Source organism: Arthrobacter sp. HMSC06H05 (assembly GCF_001807395.1).
GTDB classification, from domain to species: Bacteria; Actinomycetota; Actinomycetes; order Actinomycetales; family Micrococcaceae; genus Pseudoglutamicibacter; species Pseudoglutamicibacter albus.
Genome location: NZ_KV788988.1, coordinates 49259 through 75179 on the forward strand (window position 1 = coordinate 49259; position 25921 = coordinate 75179).

Genomic DNA, 25921 nt, shown 5'->3' on the forward strand with positions numbered 1-25921 from the left:
GTCGAACGAAACAACCTCGGCACGGATGAACCCGCGCTGGAAATCCGTGTGAATCACGCCGGCCGCCTCAGGCGCGGTAGCACCCTGCTTGATCGTCCACGCACGCGTCTCCTTCGGGCCCGCCGTCAAATACGACTGCAAACCAAGCGCCTCATAGCCAGCCTTCGCAAGCTACTCCAGACCAGACTCCTCAATGCCAGCGTCAGCGAGCATCTCTGCCGCATCGTCCTCATCAAGTTCCGCGAGCTCCGCCTCAAACTGAGCGTTCAAGAACACCGAAACCGCCGGCGCAACCGACTCCGCAAGCGAAGCCTTCAGTTCCTCATCGGCAAGCCCATCGTCATCCAGGTTGAACACGTAAATGAACGGCTTAGCGGTCAGCAACTGCAGTGGCTTCAGCTCGTCCAGATCCACCTCATCGCGGGCAGAGAACAGCGTGCGGCCATCAGAGAGGATCTTCTCAGCCTGCTCTACAGCCTCAACATAAGCCTTACTGACCTTCTTGTTCGTCAGCTCCTTCTGCAGCCGCGGCAACGCCTTCTCCACAGACTGCAGGTCCGCCAGGGCAAGCTCAGTGGTGATGACGTCAATGTCCGATGCCGGATCAACTTCCCCAGCGACGTGGACAACATCGGAATCCTGGAAGCCGCGGGTCACCTGGCAGATCGCGTCCGCCTCACGAATGTTCGCGAGGAACTGGTTACCGAGCCCCTCGCCCTCAGACGCGCCCTTCACAATGCCCGCGATATCAACGAAAGACACGGTTGCCGGCAGGATCTTCTCCGAACCGAAAATCTCTGCGAGCTGCGGCAAACGCGAATCCGGAAGGGGCACCACACCCACGTTCGGTTCGATCGTCGCGAACGGATAGTTCGCCGCCAAAACATCAGCACGGGTCAAAGCGTTAAACATAGTGGACTTGCCCACATTCGGGAGCCCAACGATTCCAATAGTAAGAGCCACGCCCACCATTCTACGTGGCGCCGGACAGATAGACGCCGGACGCGTACCGGCGGGTGCGGGCTGCGTTGCGGCGGACAAGCTCCGGCGGTTGCACCTCGGCGAGCGCAGGTTGCGTTCACGTTAAAACCCTGTGACCGGCGGGGATACTCGTGTTCCCTAACCATCACGGCCGATTCACTGAACTGTTGCGTTGGTTCTGTAGAGCTTGGAGTGTCCCTGACCTTGACACTCCACCCGAAAGTGAAGGACATGAAACCTTCGAGGTTCACCTCTCGCCGCAACAGCAACACCAACAAGGTCCTTGCTGCAGCGGTCTTAAGTTTCTCGCTCGCATCCGCACCCATCCTCGCGCCGGCCACCGCATCGGCCGCAAGCAACGCCGCACACTCGCTCCGGGCTGATCAGCCCGTCCAGCCAGACGCAGATACTGCGCCGCTCACCGTGACCGAACTCAATAGCGGCAACGACAACACCACGACGCGCGACTACCCTTTCGTTGAGCTGACCAACCCCGGCTCTAAGCCAGTCACGATCGGTAAAGACGGCCTCAGCCTCAGCTACATCACCGAAGACACCACAAAGACGGCCAACGATGTTGAGCTTGAGGTCGATGCGCCCGTCACCATCAAACCCAACGAGAAGGTTGTGCTGTGGCTGACCCCGCAACGCGAGAACGCCTCCGAAGCGGCTGGCGAGGCATCCGCTGAGGCGCGCGACGAAACCGAGACCTCCGGCAAGCCACAGGAAACGCAGGAAGACATCGCGGCTTTCAAGAAAGCGTGGAAGCTCAATGACTCGACCCGTGTTGAGATCGCGCACGGCCTGGAAAGCAAGGTAGAGAAGACGTTCGGCCTTCGCGTCTCCGACTCGCAAGGTAAAGAACTCACCCGAGCGTTCACCTCAACAGAAACCGCTCAACCGAGCGATGTTGCAGAACCCGGCGAGACCGCAGAGCCGAGCCAGCCAGCAGAGCCGAACGAATCGGCAGCACCAACGGATGCTGAAACCCCAGCTGAGACCACGGAACCAACCGAGTCTGCGTCCGAGCAACCATCCGAGTCCTCTTCCGATAGCCCGTCTGAGATGCCGTCGGATTCGGAGTCGCCATCGGAATCCCCTTCAGAGTCGGCGGGCCCTTCAGAATCGGAGTCCCCGTCTGACTCGGCATCACCATCCGAATCTGCTGACCCGAGCAAGGAACCTGCCCCAGCCGCAGGTAACCTCGGCAAGCTGCTGATCACAGAGCTTGTCCCGGATTCGACCAACGTTGGTGGCTCGGACGGATACGAGTTCATCGAGATCTACAACCCAACCAACACCGCGATCAACCTGCGCGACTACCAGCTCCACTACCTCTACATCCTCAACGACCTCACCATCACTAACTCCGCTGAATGGCCGATGGAACCGCACGATGCGGTGGTTGAGCCGGGCAAGACCGTGGTCGTGTGGATCAAAAACGGGCCTAACGACAACCTGAGCGCGGAAGACTTCGCGAAACATTACGGGGTCAATCTCGAAGACTTCACCCTGGTTGAGAACAAGTCCGCCGGCATGGCCAACGGAAGCCCCCGCGGTATGGAACTGCGCACCCGCACGGGTGAGAAAGTCCACCGCGTCAACTACAACGTGACAGGCGAGAAAGACCCAGCCAAAGACATCGGGATCCACTACGCCGCCAACCCTGATGATCCGGGTAACGCGAACATCCTCGAAAAGAGCGCAGCAACCCCGGGCTCCATCAAGCCAGAACAAGCTCCCGGCAGCGTCATCGACATCCCGGAAGATGCTGAAGCCCCGGTCATCAAAGACCAGAGCCCTAAGTCACTGGACCCCAACAAGAACGGTGAACTGAAGTTCAAGATCACCGACAACGTCCAGGTACGCCGAGTAGAGCTCACCCTCTCCTCCAACGCCGATCCCGAACCGCAGGTCCACAACGTCACCAACAACGGCGACGGAAACTATACGTTCACCATCCCGAAAGCAGACCTGCTCGGTAAGCGCTACTTCGAATACACCGTCACCGCAAGCGACGGAACCAACGAAACCACCACCGAAAAGGTGCGTATCCCGCTCGATGGCGTCAACACGGATCCGTTGCGGCTCAACGTCAAAGATGGTGAGTTCGTGCGTGGGACCGTCCCCCTCTCGGTGGCATCAGACACCCCGGGCGAAAAACTCGGGGTCTGCGTCAACGACAAGCCACTCACCGATACCCACGCTTCACTCGAAAAGGCACCGACCTTCGCGTTCGAAACCTCCCAAACTGACACCTTCTTCCGCAACGGCGTGCTCGTTGACGGCGACGTCCTCCACATCTTCGACGAAGGCACCTACGCCGAATGGGCCACCGTCTCAACCGATGTGCCACTCAACTACGTGACCGCCGGAAAACCACTCCAGGTCGACATCGCCGCCGGCACGAAAGCCGCACCAGGCCCAGACCCAAACGAAAACAACGACGACTTCGTGGTCCGCAACGTCCGGCTCGTCCTCCCCGACGGCCGCACCCTCCGCGCACCAGGTTGGGAAGACCCCACCCAAATCATCCAGATGGGTGACTCCACCGGCAAAGTCGAAGTCCTCGAAGCGCCCTTCACCATCCCAGAAGACGCCTACAACGCCCAGGCCGCCCAATGGGACTCCACCACCGTGGCCGACGGCGAACACACCGTGTGCGGAACCAGCCCCGACGGCGCCCGCACCGAACGAACCATCAAAGTCGACAACACCGCCCCCGCCATCACCACATCCGTAAAGGACGGAGAAGAGAAACGCGGCGGCTTCACCATCGACTTCGACGCAACCGATAAAGGCTCGGGACTCGACACGATCGAAGCCACCCTCAACGGCGAGAAAATCGACAACGGAACCAAACTCTCCAGCGTGACCATGCCAGCCGGCACCCACACCCTGGAAATCACTGCCAAAGACAAGATCGGCAACGTCTCCAAACGGACCCTGACCTTCACCACCCCCGTTGAACAACCCAACGGAACCATCTCCAACCAAGCCGGCGCCATCCTCAACGTCTGCACCCCAGGCTCACTGACAGCCCGCGTATCTGACCCGAGCGGTGACCCACTCACCGTGTCCTTCCGCGAAGGCCACACCTCAAGCCTCGAAAGCGAGACCCTCACAGCCGTGAGCGGAACCGTCAACAACGCCAACCAAACCGAACGGAACGGCGACACGCTCACGGCCGGGGGCACCACCACATCGGACACTGAGCTTCCATTCCACGCGTTCACCACCGCGGTACCGGAAGACGCCGGCGAGGACGCCCTCGTACGTCTCGCTTGGGAAGGCACAACCGACCCCGGCGCCCGCATCCGCCTGCTCGTGTGGAACACGGCAACCAACGCCTACCAAGAAGTCGATGTGGCACTCACCGACAAGAAAACCGGCGAAGCCACACTCGAGGCGATGGTGCCGCTAGGTGAACACGCCGTAGACGGCGAAATCCGTGCCATAGTCCAACACTCCGAAGGCTGGGCCGGGCCTAACCTCTCCGGACGCGACAGCGCCGTAGAGCCATACCACCCAGACGACACCCCACGCAGCGAATACGACTTCACCTTCGCGTGGGAAACCGACACCCAGTACTACAACGAATCCTTCTACGACCACCAGATCGCCATCCACAACTATCTGCTGGAACGCCGCGAACCACTCAACCTGCAGTACCTCTTCCACACCGGCGACATCGTCGATAAAGCCGAGCAACAGTTCCAGTGGGACAACGCCAACAAGGCCTACAAGATGCTCGATGACGCCGGCCTCCCCTACGGCGTGCTCGCCGGTAACCACGACGTCGGGCACATGAGCAACGACTTCACCGAATACTCCAAGAACTTCGGTGCCCACCGCTTTGCACACAACCCGTGGTACGGCGGCTCATACCAGAACAACCGCGGCCACTACGACCTCATCACCGCAGGCGGCCACGACTTCATCATGCTCTACATGGGTTGGGCCCCAGGCGATGAAGAGATCGCGTGGATGAACGAAGTGCTCAAGGCATACCCTGAACGCACCGCGATCATCAACCTCCACGAATACATGCTCACCACCGGTGGGCTCGGCCCGATCCCGCAAAGGATCTACGACGAGGTGATCACCCCGAACCCGAACGTCCGCGCCGTGATGAGCGGCCACTACCACGATGCCTACACGCGAGTGGACCGCTTCGATGACAACGGCGACGGCGAAGCCGAACGCACCGTAACCCAGATGCTGTTCGACTACCAGGCGCTACCCGAAGGCGGCCAAGGCTTCCTACGGCTCATGCACTTCGACAACAAGGGCCAGCACGTGAAAGTCCGCACCTTCTCGCCATCGCTGAAGCAATACAACGCCGAAGACGCGACGCTGGAGCCAGAACACCAAGAGTTCACGCTCAGCTACGACGCCTTAGGCCTCGAAGCGAGAACCAAGTCCCTCACCACAGCCAAGGCACGCGTGGACGTGCTCACTGCGAAGGAACTCGGCTCCGTGGAGGATGTGGAGTCCGGCACCGAAGCCAAGGTTTCCGTTGAAAACCTCAGCGACGGCGAGCACACCATCTACGTTCTAACAACCGACCCATACGGCGCCAAGCACTACTCCGCGCTGCAACGCGTCACCGTCCAAGGCGGCGACTGCGACATCGAGAAACCAGACAACCCAGGCACCGACGTCGAACCCGAAAAGCCGGGCGAACCGGGGAAGCCAGGCGAACCGGGGAAGCCGGGCGGGCCAGGCGGTCCGGGTAAGGCACCGGATGGTGACTCCGCGGGCGCCGGGGCTACGGGTGCCGGGACTACGGGTGCCGGCGATACCAGCCCTCGACAGCACCAACCGAACCGCCCCGCTGTGGCTCTCGCGGCAACCGGCGCTGATGTCACAGCCCTCGGCCTGGCTGCCGTATCCCTCACGATGGGCGGCGCAGCCATGGCATGGATGTTGCGGCGACGCACACGCTGACCTAGCCACACAAGCTAGGCACAACCAGCCGGCTCCAGCTAGTAGCTAAGGCTGGCTACATAACCGATGCGGTGGTTCCCTCTAATTGGAGGGAACCACCGCTGCATTGCAGGAAAGCTCACGCCGCGTTTCCGCAAAACCTGTGCCGCGTTTCAAACTGTCAGGGGGTCTTGAGAAGCTAGAGGCATGGAGGCTATTTCAATTGTTTTGGCGGTTCTCGCGCTCATTATCGGGCTTGTTCTTGGCGCGTTCGCCGCCCTTCGCTGGGGCCCGGGGTCCGCGGAGCGAGGCGAGATCGAGCGGTTACGCTCCACCGTGGATCAGTTGCGCTCCGGGCTCGAACAAGCGCATGAAGCCGAATCCCGTGCCCGCGCAGAGGCCGCGGGAGCACTCGGGCGAGCCAACGTTCTAGAACGCACCCAAGCTGAGTACGAAGCGCAGAAGGCCGAGCAGGAGAACACCGAGAACCAGATCCTGCGCACGCTGGCACCCATGACGACCAAGCTCCACGAGCTCGGGATCACCGTCAACAGCATGGAAAAGCAACGCAACCGGCACGACGCAACCCTCCAAGAACAGCTACGCCACCTGATAGAGCACGATCAGAAACTGCTCACCACAACCACAGCGCTCGCCGGGGCGCTCAAAGACACCTCCAAACGCGGCTCGTGGGGCGAGATTCAGCTGCGCCGCATCGTCGAGCTAGCCGGGATGACTCGCCACGTCGACTTCACGGAACAAGCCTCCGTCCGCTCCCGCGACGAAACACCAGGCGGCAGGCCAGACATGGTCGTGCACCTGCCAGGCAACGGCAACATCGCTGTGGACGCTAAAGCTCCATTCCCAGACGCCGAAACCTTCAGTGACCAACGCGAATACGAGCTCACCACGGCCAAAGTGCTCGAAGACCGCATCAAAGAGCTCAGCAAACGCTCCTACCAGACCGTGCTCGAGGGTAGCCCAGATGTCGTCGTGTGCTTCGTGCCCGCCGAATCGATGCTGTCGCGTGCGCTCGATGCCCGGCCGCAACTACTCGACACCGCGTTTGCGAACAACGTTGTTCTCGCATCCCCCAACACGTTGCTTGCGATCCTCAAAGGGCTCGCCGTGTCATGGCGTCAACACCAACTCACCGACAACGCGAACGCCCTCTACAAGGAAGCGAAAACACTGCACGAACGCATCGGGATCGTGCTCGGGCATTTCAACGAACACGGTAAAGCCCTCAACCACAGCGTTGAAAGCTACAACCGGATCCTCAGCTCCATGAACGTACGGCTACTACCGAGCCTGCGGCGCATCCAAGAACTCGACCCAGCCATCGGGCCAACCAACGCCGAAAACAACCTCGCCGCCCTCGACGCCAGTGCCAACCCGACCCCGCACGTCAATGACTAGCCCTATGTCGCAAAGGCTATGTGGTTGGGCGTGCGCCGCGGCCACCTAGCACGCGGGAATCGTCGCCGTCCTCACGCAACTTCACGCGAAGCTCCTTCGGCAGCGAGAACAAGATGTCCTCCTCCGCCGTCACAACCGGCTCGACAACGTCATAACCGTACTCAGCCAGAAGATCCAGAACCTCCTGAACCAAAACATCAGGAACAGAAGCACCCGAAGAAACGCCTACCGTGGCAACGCCCTCAAACCAGGACTCATCCACCTCACGCGCAAAGTCCACCAGCTCCGCACGCTTAGCGCCATACTGCAACGCGACCTCAACCAGCCGGACCGAGTTCGACGAGTTCGTCGACCCAACCACAATCACCAAATCAGCGCGCGGCGCCAACTCCTTAATGGCAGACTGCCGGTTCGTGGTCGCATAACAAATATCGTCCGATGGCGGGTCCTGAAGATTAGGGAAACGCCCACGCAGAATCTCCACGATCTCCATCGTCTCGTCAACCGACAACGTTGTCTGAGACAGCCACCGCACCGAATCAGGGTTCTTCACCTGAACCGTACGGGCCTCCTCAACGTCGTTCACGATCGTGGTCACCTCAGGCGCCTCACCGTAGGTGCCCTCAACCTCTTCGTGTCCATCATGACCAATCAAGAGAATCTCTTGACCAGCCTTCGCGAAACGCACCGCCTCACGGTGAACCTTCGTCACCAAAGGGCACGTCGCATCAATCGTGCGCAAATTCCTCTGCGCCGCTTCCTCGTGCACAGCAGGGGAAACACCATGCGCAGAGAAAACCACCATCGCGCCCTCAGGTACCTCGTCGGTCTCCTCCACGAAGATCGCGCCGCGTTCCTCCAACGTCTCAACAACGTGACGGTTATGCACAATCTGCTTACGCACATAGATCGGCGGACCGAAATGTTCCAAAGCCTTCTCAACCGTGATCACCGCACGGTCAACACCCGCGCAATAACCACGCGGCTCAGCCAAAAGCACACGCTTTGGCCCACTCACCTCAGCCGCAGCCTCAACCTCTTCACGAGAACGGCGCACACGCGGAACCGGAGGTAACCCCAAAGAAACAGCAGCACTCGACATACTTCAGTATTCTACCGACCGCCGCCGAGCACGGCCCACCGCCAAACCAATCAGCCCCAACACAAGCAGCCCACCGCCGGCCGCAGTCACAGGCAGACCGATCGAAGACGTCACATCCCTAATACCCAGAATGAACGGACGCGCCAACGGCTCCGAAACCACACGAGCAGAGGTATCCAACATGCCGGTCAGCCCCAAAACCAACGCACCGAACGCCAATGCCACAACCCCGGCCGCCACGAACGGTACCGCTCGGCGCCGCGCAATCAGCAACGCAAGAATGAACGATGCGGCAGACACCACCGCGTATGCCTCCCAATGCGCGGACTGCTGCACCTGCATCGTCAACATCGGGATCCCGACCGCTGAAATAGGGATCTGCTCCGTAATACTGAACCGCATGCGCCACTGATCCCCAAACACAGCACCAGACTTAGGGATCACCGAACGCAGCCCCGGGACCTGTTCCGTCGACTGATCAAGCACCTGCTCAACCTTGCGGTTCACTTGCTTCGCAAACGGATCTAGAATCAACGGAATGTCGCCAGCGGAAGCATGCCCCGAACGCACCTGATCAACATAGGCTGCACGGGACTCATCCAGGCTTTGCAGCCACGCACTGTGTGCCTCCGGAGTATCCAAAACCGTATTGACAACCTTGCCCAACGGTTCTTCAAGCAGCCGTTCCAGCTCAGAGTTTTGCACGTTAATGTTCTGGAACAGTGTCTCGTTCGCGTTCTTCGTCAACCGTTCACGCACCTGCGGATCATCAATCACCGGCCCGTACAACTGCTTGATCTCGTCCGGATGCCCTAAGAACCCATCGACCCGGAAACCGGCCCACGCGAAAGCACCGCACACGGCAGCTACCGCCGCAAGGAAGACAGCCAAAACATTACGCACAGTTCAACATCCCATCTCAGGGTTCTACGGTGTGGATAAACAAGATCCTATCCACATGCTTAGCCGAACCCCCTCATAATCAGGTCTAATGGTGTGTATGCACCAACGGGAAGGAAACACACGGGCATGACCGAAACACCCGATGCGCCTCAACCATCCGGTGATCCTCAAGCACCTGGTGGGCCTCAAGCACCCGACGCGGCGCTGCAGCTTCCACATACCGAAGCCGTGCCCACCCCCGACCCGCAGCGCACCTTGGCACCCACCGCCGCGGAAACCACTGACGAAAATCCGTGGCCGCTCAGCTACTTTGCGCACAACCTTAAAACCCACATCGAACGTGTCTCCAATACGTGGGTCGAAGGCCAACTGATCGAGGTCAACCACAGGCGCGGTTCTGTCTTCGCGACCATGCGTGACCTCGAAGAGGAAGCGTCCCTATCGCTTGCGATCTGGGGTGACGTCGCACGTTCGCTGGAAACCCGGCCCGACGTTGGGCAGCGTGTCGTGGCACGCATCAAGCCGAACTTCTGGCTCAAGACCGGCCGCCTATCGATGCGGGTCACCGACATGAAGCCCGTGGGCGAAGGCGAGCTCTTGCTCCGGCTTGAAAAGCTCCGTCGCTCACTCGCCGCAGAGGGCCTGTTCGATCCCGACCGTAAGAAACCGATCCCGTTCCTTCCGCAACGCATCGGTCTGATCACAGGCGCACACTCCGATGCGGAGAAGGACGTGCTACGCAACGCTGAGCTGCGTTGGCCGGCCGTCGCGTTCGAGGTCCGGCACGTCGCGGTCCAAGGCACCCGCAACGTGCCCGAAGTGCTCGCAGCGCTTGAAGACCTCGATGCAGACCCGCAGGTGGACGTCATCGTGATCGCGCGCGGCGGCGGCTCACTCGAAGACCTCCTCGGTTTCAGCGATGAACGCATCATCCGAGCCGTCGCTTCCGCCCAGACCCCCGTGGTTTCCGCGATCGGGCACGAGAACGACCGCCCCATCCTCGACGACGTCGCAGACCTGCGCGCATCCACCCCCACGGATGCCGCCAAACGCATCATCCCGGACGTCGCGGTAGAGAAAGCGACCATCCTCGAAGGGCTCACGCGTATTAACGCGGCGATGAACACGATGCTCGCCCGTGCCCGCACCGACCTCGAGGACCGCCGTTCCCGCCCCGTGCTCAAACAGCCTGAACGGATGGTCGAGGAACGCCGTACCGAGCTGAGTCAGTGGGAGGGCCGCCTCGAAGTCTCGATGCGCACTGCACTCACCCATTCGCGTCAAGAAGTAACGCACTTACTCGACCGGGTCCGTTCGCTCTCCCCGCAGAAGACACTCGAGCGCGGCTACTCAGTGCTCCAAGACAGCACCACCGGGCGTGTCATCATGCACACCGAGCAAGCTCCCGAAGGCAGCGAACTCACCGCGAGGCTCAGCGATGGGACACTTCTGCTCACTTCCGCAGGCGCACGGATCGCTTCTGCAGATACACAGGACTAACCCAAACCAACTACAACCGATGTGAGGTCACCACATGACGGAAAACCCAACCGAACGCCCAGACGTCTCCACGTTGTCCTATGAACAGGCCCGAGCCGAGCTCATCAACGTCGTGCAGCGGCTTGAAGCCGGCGGAGCAACGCTTGAGGAATCCCTCGAACTGTGGGAACGCGGTGAACAGCTCGCCCAACGCTGCCAAGCATGGCTCGACGGCGCGCAAGCCAAACTCGATGCCGCTAAAGCCCGCCGTGAGGAACAGGAAGAAACAGCGGCGCCGGCTGCCCCATCCGAAGATGGAACAACCGGCGCCTAAAACCTGTACTTAGAAACGTACGCCGCGCTCGCGTAGGCCTTCGAGGTATTCCTCGATCCGGTCTAGAGCCTCGTTGAGCAGGTTCACGCCCGGCAAGAACACGAGCCGGAAGTGGTCCGGGTTCGGCCAGTTGAAACCGGTGCCCTGCGTGACCAGGATGCGTTGCTGCCGCAACAGGTCCAGCGCGAACTGTTCGTCATCCTTGATCGGGTAGACCTCCGGGTCAAGACGAGGGAACAGATACAGCGAACCGCTGGCCTGCTGAACGGAGACACCCGGGATCGCTTTCAAACGGTGATAGGCCACATCGCGCTGATCCAAGAGGCGGCCACCGGGCAGAATCAGGTCATTGATCGACTGGTAACCGCCCAACGCGGTCTGGATCGCGTGCTGCGCTGGAACGTTGGCGCACAAACGCATGTTCGTGAGCAGGTCGAGGCCCTCGATGTAGTCGGAGGCAGTGTGTTTAGGGCCGGAGATAGCCATCCAACCGGACCGGTAGCCACACACGCGGTAGGCCTTCGAAAGCCCAGAGAATGACAACGTCACAACGTCATCAGACAGCGACGCCATGTTATGCATCTGGGCGCCGTCATAGGTGATCTTCTCGTAGATCTCGTCCGCGAAAACCACGAGTCCATGCTTGCGGGCAAGCTCCAAAATACCCTCAAGGGTGTGCTTTGGATAGACAGCACCGGTCGGGTTGTTCGGGTTGATCACCACGATGCCCTTGGTGCGTGGGGTGATCTTGTTCGCCATGTCCTCGAGGTCCGGCAGCCACCCTTCTTCCTCGACGCACATGTAGTGGATGGGCTTACCACCCGCCAGCGAGGTCGCGGCGGTCCACAACGGATAGTCAGGGGCCGGGATCAGGACCTCGTCACCCTGATTCAGCAACGCGTTGAGGCTCAACTGGATCAGTTCAGAGACACCGTTGCCGAGGTAGATGTCATCCACTCCGATGCTCTGGATACCTTTGGTCTGGTAGTACTGGCTCACAGCGGTGCGGGCCGACAAAATGCCCTTAGAATCCGAGTAGCCTTGCGCGTGCGGAAGGTTGCGGATCATGTCAACCAACACCGCATCGGGCGCTTCAAAACCGAACGGCGCGGGGTTGCCGATGTTCAGTTTCAGGACCCGGTTGCCCTGCTCTTCGATGCGTTGCGCTTCCTTAAGTACAGGCCCGCGAATGTCGTAGAGAACATTGTTGAGCTTGGCTGACTGTTTGATTTCCGACATTCTTCCATCCAATCATGAAGAAAAAGACGCCGATCACGAACGTGATCGACGCCTCTCAAAGATTACCCCGATATGTCACACACCGGAATAACCCACGCGTGCGTGCTCTGCTTTATGCCCTGCGGCGACTCATGATGCCGTCCAAGTCCAGCGCTTCCTGGAGACGTTCACGCTCAGCACGTTCACGCTCAGACTTACGGATCGAGGTAACCTCTTCAGGCTTCTTCTCTTCCTCCGCCTGGAACGGTTCGGCCTTCTCGCGGTGAGCCTCAGGCTTAGACGCGTAGCCAGGGGCCGGAACCTTGTGCGGAACCCAGCCTTTACCGGCCTTAGTCGCTTCAGCCACGCGCTGTGCTTCCTCCGAGCCTTCTTCGGTCTCGGCGTCGGCTTCTGCCTCGGTATCGGCATCAGCGTCTAGTTCATCCTCAGCGGCGGCAGCAGCTTCTGCCGCCGCCTTTTCAGCCTCAGCTTTACGCAACGCCTCAGTATCAGCTACGAAATCGAACGGAACTTCCGAGGCGGATACTTTCGGCGCCGGTTCCTCAACTACGTCCTGTTCCGCGCTTTTCTCGGCATCTGAACCAGTAGCAGACTGCCCCTGAGCGTCGCTATCCTCCTCAGTGTTGCTGTGCTGTTCAGGCGCGGCTGTTCCGCGCTGGGCTGACGTGTTCTCCGTGCCTGCGGCGGATGCGGAGCTTTCTACATCCATTTTGGACGCATCGGACGTATTCTGCTCGGTGGATTGTTTCTTATCTTCCGAAGACTCAGCCTTGATCGCGGCATCCGAGTTCTGCGCAGGTTTACCCTGCTCGTGCTGCGCGGCAACCTGTTTCGCTGCGCGCTTCCACGCTTCTTGACGGCGCTCCTGAACAGCCCACGTACGTAACGTGATCAACGTTCCGAAAGCGATCAGGAAGCAGACGAGCGGCCACCACCAGCTCATCGGCGTCAGTGCGGCGAGCCCCACGAAAACTGGCGCGCCCACCAAAGCTAGGGCACCAATCAGTGCTGCGCTAAATCGTCCCCAACGGATCTTGAGGCGTCCTTGTGAGCGCTGTGCATCTGCGGTCATGCGCCCTCCTCGGTAGATTGAAGATAGGTCGAAAAGCTTTTCTCAAATAACGCTAACGACATAGAACACAAGAACACGGGAGTTCATCCGGTGTGTTGTTACTAAACTACAGCAATGTAAGTGCAATTCCGCAAGTTTGGCGACAAACTATTGTCCCAAGATGTTCCCGGAGCTTTCCTGTGAAAAAACACAGCAAAAGGGTGATGCGATCACTGATCCGCTCTGCGCGTCGCCTACGCGGCGGCGAAGCTAGGCGGTCAGCAGCCTCCGGTTTTGCGGCCCATGCCCCAGACGTGTTGCGGCTTGCTCGGCGCGTAACGCCGGGCGGAACAGCGCCAGTGGTCCTCGCCTACATTGCAGCTGATACCGAACCAGATGTCTCCCTCGCCATGCGCGAGTTATACGATGCAGGCGCTTGTGTTGCGGTTCCTCGCAGCCTGCCAGGCGCTCGCATGAGCTGGGTGCGTTGGGCGCCGGACCTCCCCATCACGACAGGAACGGTCGCACCTGTGCCGGAACCTGCCGGCGGGAAGGAACTGACACTCCCCCGGCATCCGATGCTGGTCATATTGCCCGCCTTAGCCATTGATGCCGCAGGCGTACGGCTGGGGCAGGGCGGAGGATTCTATGACCGTTTCGTTGAAACCCTCCCACAAGGCTCAGTCTTGATCGCTGCTGTGTTCGAGGACGAGCTGTATCCAGCTGGCGATGTACCCGCCGAGCCGTGGGACGCGGTGGCCAACTACGCGTGGACCCCGGAAGGTCTTCACCAGCTGGGCCGCTGACCCATTGCGGCGAACCCAGCCGAATTCACGCTCGCGGTATCCAACCGTTTCCCGTACCGGTTCCTGTGTTTCTACTGTTCCAGTATTCACACCACATGCACCCCGGGGCTTCATCCACATTTTCGGCGCCACACCTACCCTGGCTAGCGGTGGCGGCCAGGCTGGTGTGCATGAAACTCTTTTCAAACCACCGGTCACCGCGGTCTGGCTCGCGAACCCACACCCCGCGCACCTCTGCGGGGCGCCTAGCTAAGCCCCGCCGCACGCCGGCGGAGTGGTGGCATTCGCATCGGCGGCTCGTGGCCGCGGCGAGCGCTTTCGGCTTTGTTGGGCTTGGATTGAGCATTGTGTCGGATCACGCGCCGCAGCGGGTCAGTGTTGTTGCGCCGGCTCATGATGTTGCGGCAGGGCAAGCGCTGACTTCCGGGGATCTAACAACCGTGGAACTGCTGGGTTCTGCACCGGAGGGGGCGTTGACGCAAGCGTCTGTGGTTGAGGGGCAGTCGCTTACGGTGGATTGGCCTGCTGGGGTGCCGTTGCACGAGGCGGCGATTGCTGGCTCTGAGATGTTGCGTGAGGTCTCCCCTGGGCATGTTGCTGTGGGTGTCTCGCTGTCGCACACGGTCTCCGCGGGCTTCTTGAGGCGTGGGGATCAAGTTGATGTTGTGTTGACGCGTGCAGATGAAGTGGGCGATGTGCACACCGAGGTGATCGCAGCACGCGCCAAGGTCTTGTGGGCGGGTTCACCGGATACCGCTGCCGATTGGCTCCCTTTGGGTAAACAGGACTCCGAGGGAGCGATTGTGGTGCTGGAGGTCAAAGAAGATCAAGCCCCGGTGGTTTCGGCGGCGCATCAGCGCGGAAGTGTCACGTTGGTCATTCGCCGTCCAGGAGGGAAGGGCGACTGACGTGAACGGAGTGATATACGGGTGCATCGAGGGTGCCAAGCGCGCCCGGGTCAGGCACGCCGAGTCTAGGTTCGCTTCTGACTCCAGTGCGGAGGCATCTCCGCTAACAACGCCGCGTCCCCAGGTTGAGGGTCTTCGTCCTGGCTACGTTGCGAAGGCGCCACGACGTGAGAAACTCCCTTACGTTGCGCGGGATCAGCGGGTAGGTCAGCATCCCAGGACCCCACAAGGTCGGCCGGTTTCCCACCCAACCGTGTGGGTGGGACTACCGCGACTCTACGGCGCCGAGCTGTCACGATTCCTGCCCGTCCGAGCCCGGCCCGTCCGATTCCTGCCAAGGAATATGAACCTCAGGAACCTCAACACCAGGCACGTCAACACCGAGTTGCGAGGCGATGTCGCGAGCCACCGCATCGGGATCTTTGAACACGTCGATGGTCCACAGCTGGACCGGCTTCCACCCACGGTTCTCAAGCGCTTCAGGGACAATACGTGTGCGGCTACGCACCGACTGTTGCGCATACTCAGGCGAGGAATCCACGCTGATCGCAAGCGGCGCAGTCTTGAGCCACACCGGCCCATACACCGCCATGTCCACGCCGAAACCAGGGTGCTGGATCACGATGAGGTCATAGGCCTGGAGCCGTTGAGACAAGTCCGCCATCAACGCACCCACATGCCACTGCTGCCCCTGGGCCGCATCGGCAGAATGCTGTTCCCAGCTTGCCGCGAGCGTTGGCGTTTCGGTCTGGGTAGCGGTCTTGAAGGCAGGACGCAGCAGTTGGTATGTGCGCGGCTCTTCAACCGAGCGCATCAAGCGAGTCAACAGCTCCATCCCGGAACGCGCGGGGGTCTTGTCTTCGAGCGGGCCGCTGTGGGCCACAACCATGCGCTCTTCAAGCTCTTCAAGCGGCAGAGCACACACCAGATACAGTCGCGAACGTGCAGCCGAAACGCTCGTCATCACATACCGCAAACCGTTACGGCTATTCAGCTCACCAAAATGCTGAGGCTGGCGCCCCTGCGGGCTGTTAGCGAAACCCAGGGAGAAGATCACGCTATCGCGCCGCAAACCGTCCACACGGTCAGCCGAGGTCACAATAAACGGTTCATACCGCCGCTGGAAAGCGGGCATCGCGTTCGGATGATGCGGAAGCGCATTGCTGATCCCACGAGCCAACTGCTGGGCATGCTCGGCGGTACCGGCGATCACGGCAAGGGAACGGTGAGGATGCTGAGTGAGTTGCTCAAACACCAGCCGAACAACCTTCTCAACCTCAGTCGGGGTCGAGGTCACGGTGCCGCGGCCCGCTGGGGCATGCGGATGTTCAATCCGGATCAGCTCAACACTGGACTCGGCGGTAGCCGGAGTTGGATAAGCCTTCATTCCTTGCTCGTATTGAGCGCTCAACGTCTCGATGAAACGCTCATCCAGAACACGATTATTGCGTCTCAAACTACGGCGCAACGTCACCCGGTTCAAAGCCTCGAACGCGCTCAACGGGGTGTCTTCTCCCCTGCCTGCGTTGAGGGGCTTATCAACCTCGACGTTCAACCGCAGCGGCACACCCGTGTTCGGATCACCGATAGCCAGAACCTGATCAACGCGGCTGATGGTCGTCAACGAAGACTCAAGCGCCAGCGACTCCGCATCAAGCAAGATCGCGGCATCGAAACGCGACCAGCGCGGCAAAACGGTCGGCAAATACAGCGGGGCTCCCACCCAGACAGGGGTCGCCGAACCCACAACCGCCGGAGCGAGTGCCGCAAGTTGCTGCGGGGTCGGATCCCCCACCTTCAGCAACGCACGCATATCGCGGGCACCTACCCGGTGATCAGCGATCGCAGCCTTCCACCGGTACGCGAGTGCCGCAGCCACCCGATCCGCGCCCTGAACAATATGGAGAGCATCCGCGCGCTCGAACTCCTCGCGGATCTTCTCCAGCTCCTCGGAGCTCTGCAACGCCAGATAGTCGTCTCCGGAAATCATCGCTTCCAGGACCGACTGCCACCATGCAAGCTCAACCTCTTGCTCCAGAGCATCAAACTTCACATGGCGTTGCGCGAAATCATCCAGGAGCTCACCCAGCCCCTTCTCGCGCAACGTCTCCATCAACAGTGTCCGCTCCGGCAAGGTTTCCAGGTCAGACTTCTTCTCTTGCAGCAACGCCAATCGCTGCTGCAACGCATCCGTGGGAAGGGAATCCAGCCGGGCCTCGTGATCGGGCAGCACCGACTGCAACTGGTTCAAGCTACTCAACACGTTGCGGAATGTCTGAAGAACCCGCTCAAGCCCCGCCGGGATCGAAGGGTACCGGTTGTCAGTGGCAAGGCTCTCCCACTCAACCCGTTGCTCACGCACCTGAGTGAGCGCCGTATGCAAGTCATCGATGTGCACGCCAGGGCGCACGTATTCCTTAGCGACGCGACGCAGACGAGAACGGGTCATCGCAGACATCTCAACGCCGCGTTCACGGCGCCACTGCGAAGGCGCTGTTGCAGCGATCAAGTCATCGACCGGTTTATCGAAAATATCCGGTTCGAACAGGTCCAAACTACGCCGCACCGCAACCAAAAGGCGCAACGTATCGCCCCACTGAGCGAAAGACTCAACGGGCTTGATCCGCGTCGAAGCCGCGGTGTTCTCAAGAGTCTCGCACAAGTCCGGGACCGAATCCGCAAGCTCATTGACCAAAGCAACCGCCGCCTCGGCCTCCCCACGGTTACGCAGCCGCGAGCCATACCAGGGGCTATCCAGCGACTCTTGAGAGAAGCCACCCAGCTCAGCCACACGCTGCAACTGCTCGACCACCGGCGCCCTGTCCGGCATCGCGTCCAAAACCGAGCGCTTCAAACGCACAGTGGTTGCCGGCGCGTTCTCACCGGAAGACAAACGCGCAAGCTCCTGCATCGCGTCCAACGGGGAGGCGCCCCACCGCGAACGCACCGAATGCAACGAACGGATATGCTCCACCAGATCGCCCCGGTAAGCGCGAGCCACGGAATCGTTCGCCGAAGAATCAGCTCCGTGCGTGCGTTCGTTACGCAAGATCGCGTCCGTGAGCCGTTCACGCAGCACTTCCGGATCGGCGTTACGGTCAAGCTTCACCAGCGTCGTGTCAAGGCTCACGCGGGCGAACCTCTCCGTGACCTGCTGGATCGTGGACTCCCGCTCAGCAACGATCAGAACTCGTTTACCGTCAGCCGCCAAACGTGCCGCAGCGTTGACAGCCAAGTTGATGCGTTCCGAACCCGGTGGCGCACTCACCGTGACCGACTTACCCTTAGACACCGCGTCCAAGACCGCGTAGGCGTCGTCATCCACGTCGGTAACCAGAAGCTCATCAGCTGGGTCCCGATCATCAGCGCCCGGGGTCAGGACATCATCCACGAGGCTCTGCGCCAGCTGGGGAGCAATCCCCTCGTGCTGGTCAGTAACAACCTCGTGATATCCGGTATCAGCCTCCTGAATGTCAGCGACCTTCGTTGCCAACTCGTACGAGGCGCCCGCGTCCTCATCGACAGGGGCGAACTCATCGAGCAGAGCCGCGATGATCGGGTGGTTCACCGAAACAACAGATGGGTCCACCGGATCGCTAGCGGTCGCGATCGTCGAAACGCACACGCGGTCTTCAATCACGATGTTCGTGTTGGCTTTCGCCGCGATGTCACGCAACAGGTTCACCGGCCCCGTTGGGTTGAAACGCGCGGTCCTGTACCCGGCGTTCAACACATCATCAGGATGGATATCAAGTCCGTAGGACGTATTCAGAAACCGCAGAAGAGTCTCATTAGGCACCGCACGGCCCATCAGCTGCAACTCTTCATCGTCAACACCGTCACGGCGCTGCAACGAAACACGGCCCAGCATCAGCGGCGAGGAGTAATACTTTGTGCGGCCCGAACGCAACGTACGCCACGTGACCAAACCAGCCGCAACATAACCCACGTCAACGCCGCGGGACTCAGAAATTTCACGCACACGCGTAGCTATAGCCCGCACCGTGGAACGCGCTTGCTTATATTGGACCGGGTCACGCAAAAGCGTGGACAAGCGGGTGCGGCGACCCGTCAGAAACTGCGCCAAACCAGAGCGGTGGGCATGCGTCAGCTCAACCGCGTTCTTCTCCGTGGGAACAAAACGCAACAGCGAATCCGTACCAGCCGAACCACTCAACGACTGAACCCAGTCACGAAAACGAGTCTCGGGGGTCTGCTGTACGCTCACCTGATTACTCACTCCATCCTCCATGGCACGTCAATACTCCACGGTAGTTCACGCGAGCCAGCAGAACGCGCAACGCCGCGGCAAACACATGCATCTACAACACATGCGGTTGCCGCGGCGAAACGCTCACGACCCCAACAAGCGGGCCCACAACCTGCCCAGTGGGGGCTTCTCAGGCGAGGATTACTCCCATTCGATAGTTCCCGGTGGCTTCGAAGTCACGTCGACCCCACGCGGTTGACCCCATCGACCTCGTTCGTGATGCGGTTAGAGATCTTCGCGATCAGCTCATACGGCAGGCGCGCCCAGTCCGCTGTCATCGCGTCCTCACTCGTGACAGGACGCAACACAATCGGGTGTCCGTACGTGCGGCTATCCCCCTGGACACCCACCGAACGAACATCCGCGAGCAGCACGACCGGCATCTGCCACACTTCACGATCCAGGCCGGCGTTCGTCATCTCCTCACGGACAATCGCATCGGCCTCCCGCAACAGATCCAGACGCCGCTTATCCACCGCACCAATGATGCGGATACCAAGACCTGGACCGGGGAACGGTTGACGGTGAACAATCTCATCCGGCAAACCAAGCTCAGTACCTACCGCACGGACCTCATCCTTGAACAGTTCACGCAGCGGCTCAACCAGCTCAAATTCAAGGTCTTCCGGCAAACCGCCCACGTTGTGGTGGCTCTTGATGTTGGCAGCACCTTCGCCGCCACCGGATTCAACAACGTCCGGGTACAGCGTGCCCTGGACCAAGAACGCGACGTCCTCACCCTCAGACTCAGCGATAATCTCCGCTTGGGCACGCTCAAACGTGCGGATGAACTGCTCACCGATGATCTTGCGTTTGGTCTCCGGGTCAGTGACACCCTTGAGTTTGTCCAAGAACACCTCGGAAGCGTCAACAGCCTTCAGCACGGCCCCACCGTGAGCCTTACCGAACGCCTGCTCGATCGCTTCCGATTCACCAGCACGCATCAAACCGTGGTCAACATACACGCATGTGAGCTGATCCCCCACAGCGCGCTGAACCAAAGCCGCAGCAACCGCGGAATCAACGCCACCGGACAAGCCACAGATAGCGCGCTTGGTGCCGATCTGTTCGCGGATCCGGGCAACCTGATCCTCGACCACAGACTGCGCAGTCCAGTCCGGGCTCAAGCCAGCCGATTCGTACAAGAAGTTCTTCAAAAGCTGCTGACCGTGCGTGGAATGCTGGACCTCTGGATGCCACTGGACACCGTAAAGTTTGCGGTCCTCGTCAGCGAAAGCAGCCACCGGTGTGCGCTCCGTGGACGCCAGAACTGCGAACCCCTCAGGCGCCTCGGTCACGGCGTCCCCGTGGCTCATCCACGCGATCTGCGCATCCGGCAAGCCATCAAAGAGCGTGCATGTCTCGCCCTTGGACGACACGGCGGTCGAGCCATACTCGCGCTGGTTGGTGTGCGAAACCGTGCCGCCCAAAGCGTTCGCCATCGCCTGGAAGCCATAACAAATACCCAAGGTTGGCAAACCGGTCTCAAACAAGCCCTCAGGAACCTTCGGCGCGTCGTCGGCATACACCGAAGACGGACCACCGGACAGGATCAGGGCAACAGGGTTCTTCGCCAGGATCTGCTCGGTCGAAAACGTGTGCGGAACAACTTCCGAATACACGTTAGCCTCACGTACACGCCGAGCAATCAGCTGCGCATACTGGGCCCCATAATCGATCACGAGCACCGGGCGCGGATGCGGGGGATTTACTGCAGAAGTCACGTTCAAAGCCTATCGCGTTTACAGTGCACGATGCGCACGTTCAGTACCGGCGCAGCTGTTGCGGATTCTTTTGAAGCTCCTCAACAACCTGCTGGTGAACCTTCTTCTCCATCACAAACGAAAGGAACGGAACCACCCCGCCCAACGCGATCAGGATCAACTGTTTCAAGTCCCACCGCATGCGGGACCACAACATGAACGTCGCCAGCAAGTACACAACATAGAGCCAGCCGTGCACAATCAACACCGCAATCGAAACGTTGAACGCATCGACCACCATGCCAGGCTCAGCCAACGTGAACACGTTCGCCTCACCCGTGCGCAGCATCGTGCCGCCCGCATACGCGATCAAGTTGAACGCGTACTTCAGCACCATCTCAACAACCAACAGCAACAACATGACACCGGTCGCATACGCGGCGATACGGAAGAACACCGCCGCGCCACGGATCTGGGTCTCAGTCCCGCCGAACCCCTGCCTACGTTGCGGCATCGGGTCATCCTCTGGAATAGGAACATCCTCCGGACGTGGAATGCCATTCTGCTCAGTCATCTCTACCCGTTCTCTCTACTTTCCGGCCCAGCAACACCCGGCGCTGAATCATCGCCTGTCCCGGCCTCCGGCTGGGTTTCGGTTGCGAGCCGCTGCCGCGCTTCAGCCTGAGCCTGTGCAACGCGGGCATCCTGCCGCTTCTGCCAGGCAGCCATCTCGGCCTCAAACTTCAATTCGTTCTGATAATCATCGCGAACCAGGCGCCACCACACAAACAGTGAGAACAGAGCGAACACAACCCACTCAACGCCATAGAACACGTTGAGCCAGTTCAAACGGTTCTCCTGCAAATACCCCGGCGCAACATACACGTGTTTCAGCTCATCTACCCCGGCCTTGACATCGTCCGGGCTCTGTTCAAACACCACCACGAAACCGGCATAAGCATCCCGGTTCCACATGTTCGACAAACGGGCCGCCGAGACGTCCTTCAAGACCGGCAGACCATGCATATCTGCCGAGCGGCCGGAAGCGATCGGCGCTTCAGATGGCAATAAACGGCCCGTGATGGTCACCTCGGTTGCGTCCGTGGCAGGCGGCACCTCCGTCTCGCCAGGTTGCCACCCCCTCACAACCGGCATCACATCAGAGACACCGTCGACCTCGAAAGCCTGAACACCCCAGAACCCCTGCTCGCCCTCAAAGAGCCGGTCCCGAACATAAGCCTGCGTGCCTTCGATGTAGCGGCCCTTCATCGTCACGATTTGATCAGCGTCCGCGTGAGTCATGTCCTTGCCCGGCTCAAAATGGCTCTCAAGCGGGACCGCTGTCTCTGACTTCTCTTGCGTGGTCGGCGCGTAGTCCATGGCCCGTTCAAACTGCCATTTACTGAGCCAAACGAACCCGGTTGACACCACCAAACACGCAAGCAGCAGTGCCAGCCATTTAGGTTGAAGCGCAGTCTTGAACACGCCCCTTATCTTATCGAGCACCCCGTACGAGGCTTTAAACGCGCGCCCGCGCCTGTGTCTGCGCCGCACGCCACAGCCGCCGAGAAACAAAGAACCATTGTTAGAATCCAGCCGTGCCCATCTCTATCCGCAGACGTCACATCGCGCACATGCTGATCCTCACGTTCAGCTCAGGAATCATCGACGCGATCGGGTTCCTCACACTCGGGCGCGTCTTCCCCGGCAACATGACCGGCAATGTCGCGATCTTAGGCGTTACGCTCTCGGGAGCGTCCGAACTCTCCGCGCTACGGCCTGCACTGGCCTTCGGGTTCTTCCTCTTCGGCGCCGCTATCGCCGGCGCGCACTAGCCGTAGCCGACCGCGAGAAAGCCCACCAGCGAAATGTACTGACCAGTAGCTGTACTGACTGGCAACTTTACGGACTAAGAACTGTATGGGGCCAGCACCATGTCGACGTGCTGGAAGTGTTTGAGGTCCACGTAACCGGTCGTGGCCATCGAGGAGCGCAGCATTCCGGCGAGGTTCGAGGTTCCGTCCGTGTGATGCGATGGCCCGTAGACAACCTGTTCGAGCGGGCCAACCGTGCCAACAAACACGCGGTCTCCGCGCGGCAGACGTTCGTGGGCGGCCTCCATGCCCCAGTGCCAGCCGTGACCGGGCGCTTCCTCGGCACGAGCCAGGGCGGTACCCAACATCACGGCATCAGCACCACAGCCCAAAGCCTTGACGATGTCACCCGAGGTCGAGACGCCGCCATCAGCGATGACGTGCACGTAGCGGCCACCGGATTCATCCAGGTACGCGGTGCGTGCCGCAGCCACATCGGCGATTGCGGTCGCCATCGGTACGTGGATGCCCATCGCACGGCGGGTTGTGCCGGTAGCGCCGCCACCGAAACCAACCAGAACACCCGCCGCCCCGGTGCGCATCAAGTGCGACGCCGGGGTGTAGCCGGCAGCCCCACCCACGATCACCGGAACGTCGAGCTCGTAAATGAACTGCTTGAGGTTCAACGGTTCACGGCCCTCAGACACGTGCTCTGCCGAAACCGTGGTCCCGCGGATCACGAACAGATCCACGCCAGCTTCAAGCACCGTGCGGTAGTGCTCCTGGGTGCGCATCGGCGTCAAAGAACCAGCAACCACTACCCCGGCTTCACGGATCTCCGCTAGGCGCTCATGGATCAGCTCAGGACGGATCGGGGCCGCCAACAGTTCCTGCAGGCGGCGAGTCACCTTCGGGTTGGAGCCGCGTTGCTGAGCCGATTCAAGCGAGGCGATCTCCTCGAGCACCGCTTCAGGGTTCTCGTGGCGGGTCCAGATACCTTCCAGGTTCAGAACCCCTAGGCCGCCCAGCTTGCCCAAAGCGATCGCCGTCTTAGGTGACATCGCCGAATCCATCGGCGCCCCCATGAACGGCACATCGAACGTGAACGCGTCAATCTGCCACCTGGTCGACACGTCCTCCGGGTCACGTGTACGACGATTCGGCACAATTGCCACATCATCGAGGGAATACGCGCGGCGGGCGCGACGATAACGGCCGATCTCAATCTCGCTAGTCACGATCCAAGGCTATCAACAGCCCAGCGGGAAAGCCCTTAAATAACGGTGGCGGCCCCAGCTCAGGGGCCACCACCGGTAACAGGGTTGAAAGCGTGCGGTAACAAGCCCTGTGGGCTTGTTCCTTAGCCGCGGCGGTAGTTCGGGGCCTCGACCGTCATCGCGATGTCATGCGGGTGCGATTCCTTCAGGCCAGCTGCGGTGATGCGGACGAACTTGCCCTTCTCCTTCAGCTCGGCGATCGTGTGGCCGCCCACATAGAACATGGTCTGCCGCAGGCCACCCACAAGCTGATGCACAACCGCGGCGAGCGGGCCGCGGTACGGGACCTGACCTTCGATGCCTTCCGGGATGAGCTTCTCATCACTTGGCACATCGGCCTGGAAATAGCGGTCCTTCGAATACGAGGTGTTCTTCCCGCGGGTCTGCATCGCACCGAGCGAGCCCATGCCGCGATAGCTCTTGAACTGGCGGCCGTTGACGAACACCAGGTCGCCTGGGGATTCCTGGGTTCCGGCCAGTAGCGAGCCGAGCATGACCGAGTCAGCGCCAGCAACCAGCGCCTTGCCGATGTCACCGGAGTACTGCAGGCCGCCATCGGCGATCAACGGGACACCGGCCTTGCGTGCTGCCTTGGATGCCTCATAGATCGCGGTGACCTGCGGGACACCAACGCCGGCAACAACGCGGGTTGTGCAGATCGAGCCCGGGCCAACGCCCACCTTGATCGCGTCCGCGCCAGCGTCGATGAGCGCCTTCGCGCCCTCATAGGTTGCAGCCTGCCCGCCGATCACATCCACGTGAGCTGCGGCAGGGTCCTTCTTGAGGCGAGCGATCATGTCCAGAACACCCTGGGAATGCCCGTTCGCGGTATCCACCACCAGCGCGTCCACGCCGGCATCAACCAACGCCATCGCACGGTCATAGCCCTCGCCAAAGAAACCGACAGCCGCGCCAACACGCAAGCGGCCCTCGTCGTCCTTGGTTGCCAGCGGATAATCCTCGGCCTTATCGAAGTCCTTGACGGTGATGAGGCCCATGAGCTTATTGCGGTCATCAACCAACGGAAGCTTCTCGATGCGGTGCTGAGCCAGCAGCTCGAGCGTCTTCTCACGCGTGGTGCCCACAGGGGCCGTGACGAGCGGCATCGGGGTCATCTTCTCGGAGACCTTGATGCTTGGCCAATCAGCGCGTGGCACAAAACGGGTGTCACGGTTGGTGATGATGCCGAGCAAGGTGCGTTCCTCATCCACCACCGGCAGGCCGGAGACCCGGTAGCGGGCGCACAGCGCATCGAGGTCAGCGAGCGTGGCTTCAGGGCTGACGGTGACCGGGTCACTGATCATCCCGGATTCAGAACGCTTGACCGTATCGACCTGGCGTGCTTGATCGTCGATGGATACGTTGCGGTGGATGATCCCCATGCCGCCCTGACGCGCCATCGCGATCGCCATCCGCGCCTCGGTCACGGTGTCCATCGCGGCGGAGATGATCGGCACCTTGATGTCGATGCGGCGGGTCAGCTGTGTGGTCGTGTCCGCCTCGGAAGGGATCACATCGGTTGGCCCTGGCAACAGCAGGACGTCATCGTATGTGAGGCCTTCGAAGGCAAATGGGTTGAAGTCATCGCTTGAGCTCACGGACGCACCTTTCAACGGCAGGTGATGGTTTGTGTCCATCTTAGAGTGTCGCGCGTTGTTGCGGGCAAGGCCGTGATGTGTACAACTTAAACGGCGGTGGCCCGCCCG

Annotated in this window: 16 protein-coding genes and 2 pseudogenes; 7 read left to right on the forward strand and 11 right to left on the reverse strand. The window is 60.6% G+C overall.

Annotated elements, in window-relative coordinates; all coding sequences use genetic code 11:
• Positions 1-963 (reverse strand): annotated as a pseudogene (gene ychF / locus HMPREF3160_RS07015) (redox-regulated ATPase YchF); the annotation flags it as partial.
• Positions 964-1212: 249 nt separating this feature from the next.
• Here ychF and HMPREF3160_RS07020 point away from each other — a divergent pair.
• Together HMPREF3160_RS07020 and HMPREF3160_RS07025 are read left to right on the forward strand one after the other, a co-directional pair.
• On the forward strand, positions 1213-5931 hold the full coding sequence (locus tag HMPREF3160_RS07020) for a lamin tail domain-containing protein (RefSeq protein WP_070507765.1): 4719 nt from the start codon (positions 1213-1215) through the stop codon (positions 5929-5931).
• Positions 5932-6117: 186 nt separating this feature from the next.
• Entirely contained in the window at positions 6118-7329 is a 1212-nt protein-coding gene (locus tag HMPREF3160_RS07025; RefSeq protein ID WP_070507767.1) for a DNA recombination protein RmuC, read from the forward strand.
• 16 nt (positions 7330-7345) lie between these two features.
• Here the strand turns inward: HMPREF3160_RS07025 and HMPREF3160_RS07030 are convergent, their stop codons facing one another.
• Together HMPREF3160_RS07030 and HMPREF3160_RS07035 are read right to left on the reverse strand one after the other, a co-directional pair.
• Positions 7346-8431 carry a 4-hydroxy-3-methylbut-2-enyl diphosphate reductase gene (locus HMPREF3160_RS07030; RefSeq protein ID WP_070507769.1) on the reverse strand — a complete coding sequence of 362 codons (1086 nt, stop codon included), beginning with the start codon at positions 8429-8431 and terminating at the stop codon, positions 7346-7348.
• Between the two features lie 3 nt (positions 8432-8434).
• Entirely contained in the window at positions 8435-9334 is a 900-nt protein-coding gene (locus HMPREF3160_RS07035; protein ID WP_035754325.1) for a hypothetical protein, read from the reverse strand.
• A 126-nt stretch (positions 9335-9460) separates the two neighbouring features.
• Here HMPREF3160_RS07035 and xseA point away from each other — a divergent pair, with 126 nt between their 5' ends.
• On the forward strand, positions 9461-10834 hold the full coding sequence (xseA, locus tag HMPREF3160_RS07040; protein ID WP_083285525.1) for an exodeoxyribonuclease VII large subunit: 1374 nt from the start codon (positions 9461-9463) through the stop codon (positions 10832-10834).
• 34 nt (positions 10835-10868) lie between these two features.
• A complete protein-coding gene (locus HMPREF3160_RS07045; protein ID WP_035754326.1) occupies positions 10869-11147 on the forward strand; it encodes an exodeoxyribonuclease VII small subunit in 279 nt (92 codons plus the stop codon).
• Between the two features lie 9 nt (positions 11148-11156).
• Here the strand turns inward: HMPREF3160_RS07045 and HMPREF3160_RS07050 are convergent, their stop codons facing one another.
• Positions 11157-12386 (reverse strand): pyridoxal phosphate-dependent aminotransferase, encoded by a 1230-nt coding sequence (locus tag HMPREF3160_RS07050; RefSeq protein WP_070507771.1) that lies wholly within the window; start codon positions 12384-12386, stop codon positions 11157-11159.
• A 112-nt stretch (positions 12387-12498) separates the two neighbouring features.
• Complete coding sequence (locus HMPREF3160_RS07055; protein ID WP_070507772.1) at positions 12499-13458, reverse strand: UbiA family prenyltransferase; 960 nt, start codon at positions 13456-13458, stop codon at positions 12499-12501.
• Positions 13459-13661: 203 nt separating this feature from the next.
• On the opposite strand from HMPREF3160_RS07055, the gene HMPREF3160_RS07060 reads away from it, so the two are divergent.
• A complete protein-coding gene (locus HMPREF3160_RS07060; RefSeq protein WP_083285526.1) occupies positions 13662-14243 on the forward strand; it encodes a 5-formyltetrahydrofolate cyclo-ligase in 582 nt (193 codons plus the stop codon).
• Positions 14244-14413: 170 nt separating this feature from the next.
• The gene (gene cpaB, locus HMPREF3160_RS07065) at positions 14414-15151 is read left to right on the forward strand and encodes a Flp pilus assembly protein CpaB (RefSeq protein ID WP_176744717.1); all 738 of its coding nucleotides are present in this window, start codon (positions 14414-14416) and stop codon (positions 15149-15151) included.
• Positions 15152-15443: 292 nt separating this feature from the next.
• On the opposite strand, the gene HMPREF3160_RS07070 is transcribed toward cpaB, so the two are convergent.
• The 4 genes and pseudogenes from HMPREF3160_RS07070 to HMPREF3160_RS07085 all read right to left on the reverse strand — a co-directional run bounded on the left by HMPREF3160_RS07070 (position 15444) and on the right by HMPREF3160_RS07085 (position 22609).
• Complete coding sequence (locus tag HMPREF3160_RS07070) at positions 15444-19391, reverse strand: DUF4011 domain-containing protein (RefSeq protein ID WP_176744718.1); 3948 nt, start codon at positions 19389-19391, stop codon at positions 15444-15446.
• Between the two features lie 171 nt (positions 19392-19562).
• Positions 19563-21109 (reverse strand): annotated as a pseudogene (gene guaA, locus HMPREF3160_RS07075) (glutamine-hydrolyzing GMP synthase).
• Positions 21110-21185: 76 nt separating this feature from the next.
• Entirely contained in the window at positions 21186-21698 is a 513-nt protein-coding gene (locus HMPREF3160_RS07080) for a DUF3817 domain-containing protein (protein WP_083285529.1), read from the reverse strand.
• A 2-nt stretch (positions 21699-21700) separates the two neighbouring features.
• Positions 21701-22609, reverse strand: a complete 909-nt coding sequence (locus HMPREF3160_RS07085) for an SURF1 family protein (protein ID WP_070507778.1) — start codon at positions 22607-22609, stop codon at positions 21701-21703.
• Positions 22610-22722: 113 nt separating this feature from the next.
• Between HMPREF3160_RS07085 and HMPREF3160_RS07090 the strand changes: the two genes are divergently transcribed.
• Entirely contained in the window at positions 22723-22959 is a 237-nt protein-coding gene (locus HMPREF3160_RS07090; RefSeq protein WP_070507780.1) for a DUF1275 family protein, read from the forward strand.
• Positions 22960-23033: 74 nt separating this feature from the next.
• Here the strand turns inward: HMPREF3160_RS07090 and HMPREF3160_RS07095 are convergent, their stop codons facing one another.
• Entirely contained in the window at positions 23034-24176 is a 1143-nt protein-coding gene (locus HMPREF3160_RS07095) for a GuaB3 family IMP dehydrogenase-related protein (protein ID WP_070507782.1), read from the reverse strand.
• Between the two features lie 122 nt (positions 24177-24298).
• Positions 24299-25813, reverse strand: coding sequence for an IMP dehydrogenase (gene guaB, locus HMPREF3160_RS07100; RefSeq protein WP_370977523.1), 1515 nt, complete (start codon positions 25811-25813; stop codon positions 24299-24301).
• Positions 25814-25921: the final 108 nt, after the last annotated feature.

Bases quoted from the DNA above. Each gene is read 5' to 3' on its own strand.
- HMPREF3160_RS07020 (WP_070507765.1), top strand. From the start codon at position 1,213: ATGAAACCTTCGAGGTTCACCTCTCGCCGCAACAGCAACACCAACAAG.
- HMPREF3160_RS07060 (WP_083285526.1), top strand. From the start codon at position 13,662: ATGCGATCACTGATCCGCTCTGCGCGTCGCCTACGCGGCGGCGAAGCT.
- xseA (WP_083285525.1), top strand. From the start codon at position 9,461: ATGACCGAAACACCCGATGCGCCTCAACCATCCGGTGATCCTCAAGCA.
- cpaB (WP_176744717.1), top strand. From the start codon at position 14,414: ATGAAACTCTTTTCAAACCACCGGTCACCGCGGTCTGGCTCGCGAACC.
- HMPREF3160_RS07045 (WP_035754326.1), top strand. From the start codon at position 10,869: ATGACGGAAAACCCAACCGAACGCCCAGACGTCTCCACGTTGTCCTAT.
- HMPREF3160_RS07030 (WP_070507769.1), bottom strand. From the start codon at position 8,431: ATGTCGAGTGCTGCTGTTTCTTTGGGGTTACCTCCGGTTCCGCGTGTG.
- HMPREF3160_RS07025 (WP_070507767.1), top strand. From the start codon at position 6,118: ATGGAGGCTATTTCAATTGTTTTGGCGGTTCTCGCGCTCATTATCGGG.
- HMPREF3160_RS07050 (WP_070507771.1), bottom strand. From the start codon at position 12,386: ATGTCGGAAATCAAACAGTCAGCCAAGCTCAACAATGTTCTCTACGAC.
- HMPREF3160_RS07080 (WP_083285529.1), bottom strand. From the start codon at position 21,698: ATGACTGAGCAGAATGGCATTCCACGTCCGGAGGATGTTCCTATTCCA.
- HMPREF3160_RS07055 (WP_070507772.1), bottom strand. From the start codon at position 13,458: ATGACCGCAGATGCACAGCGCTCACAAGGACGCCTCAAGATCCGTTGG.